The sequence below is a fragment of the Ruegeria sp. P8 genome, assembly GCF_056534665.1.
Map to the genome: position 1 here is coordinate 1 of NZ_JBQERC010000045.1, position 3,565 is coordinate 3,565.

At 53.6% G+C, this 3,565-nt stretch carries 4 protein-coding genes; all 4 read right to left on the reverse strand.

Going from position 1 to position 3,565, the window contains the following annotated elements; genetic code table 11:
* Positions 1-70 precede the first annotated feature (70 nt).
* The 4 genes from ACR0BZ_RS19680 to hpaD all read right to left on the reverse strand — a co-directional run bounded on the left by ACR0BZ_RS19680 (position 71) and on the right by hpaD (position 3,386).
* Entirely contained in the window at positions 71-724 is a 654-nt protein-coding gene (locus ACR0BZ_RS19680; protein ID WP_480921065.1) for a hypothetical protein, read from the reverse strand.
* A gap of 117 nt (positions 725-841) precedes the next feature.
* Entirely contained in the window at positions 842-1,027 is a 186-nt protein-coding gene (locus tag ACR0BZ_RS19685) for a hypothetical protein (protein ID WP_480478160.1), read from the reverse strand.
* Positions 1,024-2,421 carry a pyridoxal phosphate-dependent decarboxylase family protein gene (locus ACR0BZ_RS19690; protein ID WP_480478158.1) on the reverse strand — a complete coding sequence of 466 codons (1,398 nt, stop codon included), beginning with the start codon at positions 2,419-2,421 and terminating at the stop codon, positions 1,024-1,026. The genes ACR0BZ_RS19685 and ACR0BZ_RS19690 overlap by 4 nt, the downstream gene beginning before the upstream one ends.
* A 122-nt stretch (positions 2,422-2,543) precedes the next feature.
* Positions 2,544-3,386: a 3,4-dihydroxyphenylacetate 2,3-dioxygenase gene (gene hpaD / locus ACR0BZ_RS19695; RefSeq protein ID WP_480555178.1), complete on the reverse strand. Its 843-nt coding sequence runs from the start codon at positions 3,384-3,386 to the stop codon at positions 2,544-2,546.
* Positions 3,387-3,565: the final 179 nt, after the last annotated feature.

Sequence of the window (3,565 nt, forward strand, 5' to 3'; positions counted from 1 at the left end):
AATTCGTCCGTCCGTTTCAGTCCCATAGTTCGTCTCCTTTGTTGCAATAAATGCTATCAAAGGAGCGGCATCAAACCGCGACACGTCCAGACCTTACGTTCAGCATCGATAGCACCTTTGTGGCGGGAAATAGACGGTCACTCATGTTTGAGGTGTCTAGGGAAACGACGTCGGCTCGGGAGGATACGGCATCCTTAACTCGGGCAACCACACCAGCAAGATCTGCGCCTTGCTGAAGTAGGTCCGCGTATTCCGAAAGGCCTTCCTGAATTCGGTTCGAACGTATGTTTTGCCAATAAACACTCTTAATCCAATCAGAGGCGTTCCTGGTGGTAAAAAAGAAGGTTGCACGCGCGTTACCATCAGCGAACTTCTCGATCTCATCCAATAGCACTTCAGACAAAACCGTTACCATGGAATAAGAATACACATTTTTACGCCCTGGAATCAGGCCCGCAAACTCCTCGTTACTAATCAAAAGCGGTTTGTCTGTTTCGTTTTCAAAGCGCGCCAGAGCTTGTCTTAATTGTTTACGAAACTTATTTAGCACTCGTTCTTCTTGCACTACAGAAAAGCGCCGTGCTGAGAAGCCCGCCTCTTGCAGATCACTCGGAACCAGAATATTCACTCTGCCCTTTAATCGGGAACGATTTCTGAGCAACATTGTTTGCAGTGTTCGAGTGCCTGTTTTATGAAACCCCTGATGTATAACGACTTTCAACATTTTCTTATCTCTCGCTAAACTCTCGTCGAAGTTGCCGGAAAAGCGCTTTCCTCAATATCCTTTCATCCTTCAAAGACCTACAAGTGACCTTTGACCTACCCACCGATGGTCCCTCACTCATAACGAGAGTGAGCGTGTTAGATATTCATAGTCTTCGGTTTCGGCTTGGGCAAACTCACCTGCGGCAATGACTTCATACAGGCTGGAAAACTCAGGAAAATCACCGTTCAGGGCGATCGCACCATCATCGGTAATCACCCAAAAGAAGGTATCCCCTGCAGCACTGAACGTTGCGAATTTCATAACAGGCTCTCCCAGACATCGCGGATGACATCCGCCGCCATCAGCACGTCATCGCGGGTTGTGTCGAATTGCCCGACCTGAAAACGGATGATCTTGCGGCCATTAAACATGCCTTGCGTCAGGTAAATTCGGCCATCGTCATTCAGCGCGTCCACCAGTCGCTGCTGAGCGGCGTCATCCCCTGGACAGCGAAAGGAAAACAGGCTCAGGATCGGGCCGGTGGTGATCTCAAACCCCTCTATCGCGCCGATCTTTTCTGCAAGTTCATTGGCCCAGAGCACATGGTTGCGAATTCGGCTCCGCAACCCGTCGAGACCGTATGACCGCATCAAGAACCAGATCTTCAATGCCCGGAACCGTCGACCCAGAGGGATTGTCCATTCCGAATAATTCGTTACCTCTGCCCCTGTGGTCTTAAGGTATTCCGGTTCGATCTTAAGCGTGTTGAGCTGTGGCGTGGCGTCCCGCAGAAACTGGATCGCGCAATCGAACTGCGCCCCCATCCATTTATGTGGGTTGAAGACAATGCTGTCGTAACGATCCGCCCCGGGCCAAAGGGCCTCACGAAGCTCGGGGCAGATCATCGCCGACCCCGCCCAGGCCGCGTCGAGATGCGTATAGAGGTCGTATTTTTGCGCGATGTCAGCCACCGCCACCAGATCATCGCAGGCCCCAACCCCGGTGCCGCCCGTAATTGCAATGATACCAGCAGGTACATACCCGGCCGCGATGTCACCCTGAATTGCGACATCAAGAGCCTCTGCATCAATCGTATAGGTCGGACCACGTGTCGGCAGTTTCACCAGATTGTCCTGACCGATCCCTGCAACCCAGCAGGCCCGATCAATCGACGAATGAACCTGATCCGAGCAGTAGATGCGCAGTGCGCCCTTGGCGTTCAGGCCTTCGCGGTTGCCGGTAAACCCTGTGGCCCGTTCCCGCATGGTCAGCACAGCCGACAACGTGGCAGATGATGCGCTGTCCTGAATAACTCCGGTCGTTCCTTCCGGCAATCCAAGCGCCTGCCGCAGCCAATCGACCATGACACCTTCGACCTCGGTCGCAGCTGGTGAGGTCTGCCATAGCATGCATTGCGCCGCGATTGTGGTCACCAGCATTTCAGCCAGCATCGACGGCGGCGCTGCGTTGGCCGGGAAATAGGCAAAGAACCGGGGATGTTGCCAATGTGTGATACCCGGCATCACGATTCGTTCGAAATCGGCCATGATGGCTTCCATGGGCTCGCCACTATCGGGGGGCGATGCCTTTAGCTGGGCCGCGATTTCTCCTGGTGTGGTCTTGGCCCGAACAGGACGTTCAGCAAGTGTCTTGTGGTAATCGGCCGCCCATTTCGAAATGTGCTGACCCCAATGCGAAAACGCGTCCCAATCCATGCGCAAGCCTTCTCTTGTAACTGAACACCAATTTGTCCAGTCCCCGACCTTACCCGTTCGGCTCGCGGATTAAAGCCGAACAGGTGTGCTTTCTTCAAATGAAAAGGTCCCGAGTTCTGCCTTCAGACCGAAAAGCTGACATTCGCCTGACCTGTGCCAGAGCTGCCGAAGTAGGGGGTGTAGATGTCGATCTCACCCTTGTAGCTGCCCCAGCCCAGAGCTCCGAACAGCAAAGCAGTGTCATTCATGGCGCATTCGCCTGTACATTTCTTTGCATAGTCTGGAAGCATCTCAAGAAACTCTTCAAACCGTCCCTGTTCCCACATCTCCAGCACGTGCATATCCATCTGGCGGTTGAACTCGCCGTTTACCGCATTCAACCCTTCGACCGAGCGTTCATTGGGCGTAAAGTCATGGCTGAGTGAGCCGGATGCCATTACGGAAACCTTCCGGTCGGAACGTCGGATACCTTCGGCAATGGCCTCACCCCAGATGCGGTTTTCCTGGATCGACGAGAACTGGTTGACTGCAACAGGCAAAACGCGGGCATTCACCCCTTCGTTGATGAAATGCATAGGCAGAAGGGTGCCATATTCCATGCCCATATCGGGGTGCGAATGGCCAAGTGCCCGCTCACCGCGCTCGCGCAGAACATCAAGGATGGTTTCCCCCAACGCGTGATCCCCGCGATAATCAAACTCCATATCCGCCAGCATATGTGGCAGTTCGTGGCTAATGAAGCGGCCTTTATGGTGCTCTTTGGTATTCAGGTGAAACCCCTGATTGGTGATCCAATGAGTGTCGAACACAAGGAACGTCTCGACCCCGCGATCTATCGCGTCCTGGCGCAGGCGCGCATAACCATCAATGGCAGACTGCCGGATGCCTTTGTATTTTGGCATCGTATGGGACATCCAGATACTTGGCACATGCGTAATCTTCGCGGCTTGTACGATCTTTCCCATGACAGTTCCTCCTCGTGTTTACCGACGTTTGTGTACCAGAGCCATTGCCCGAGTTCACTTCCCCAGCTGCATGATATTGTGATTTCCTGTTGCGAAGCCGACGTGTTTTTGTTCCATGTAGAACTCGAAGCTCCAGTTGCCGCCGTCGCGGCCGATACCGGATGCCTTGACGCCGCCGA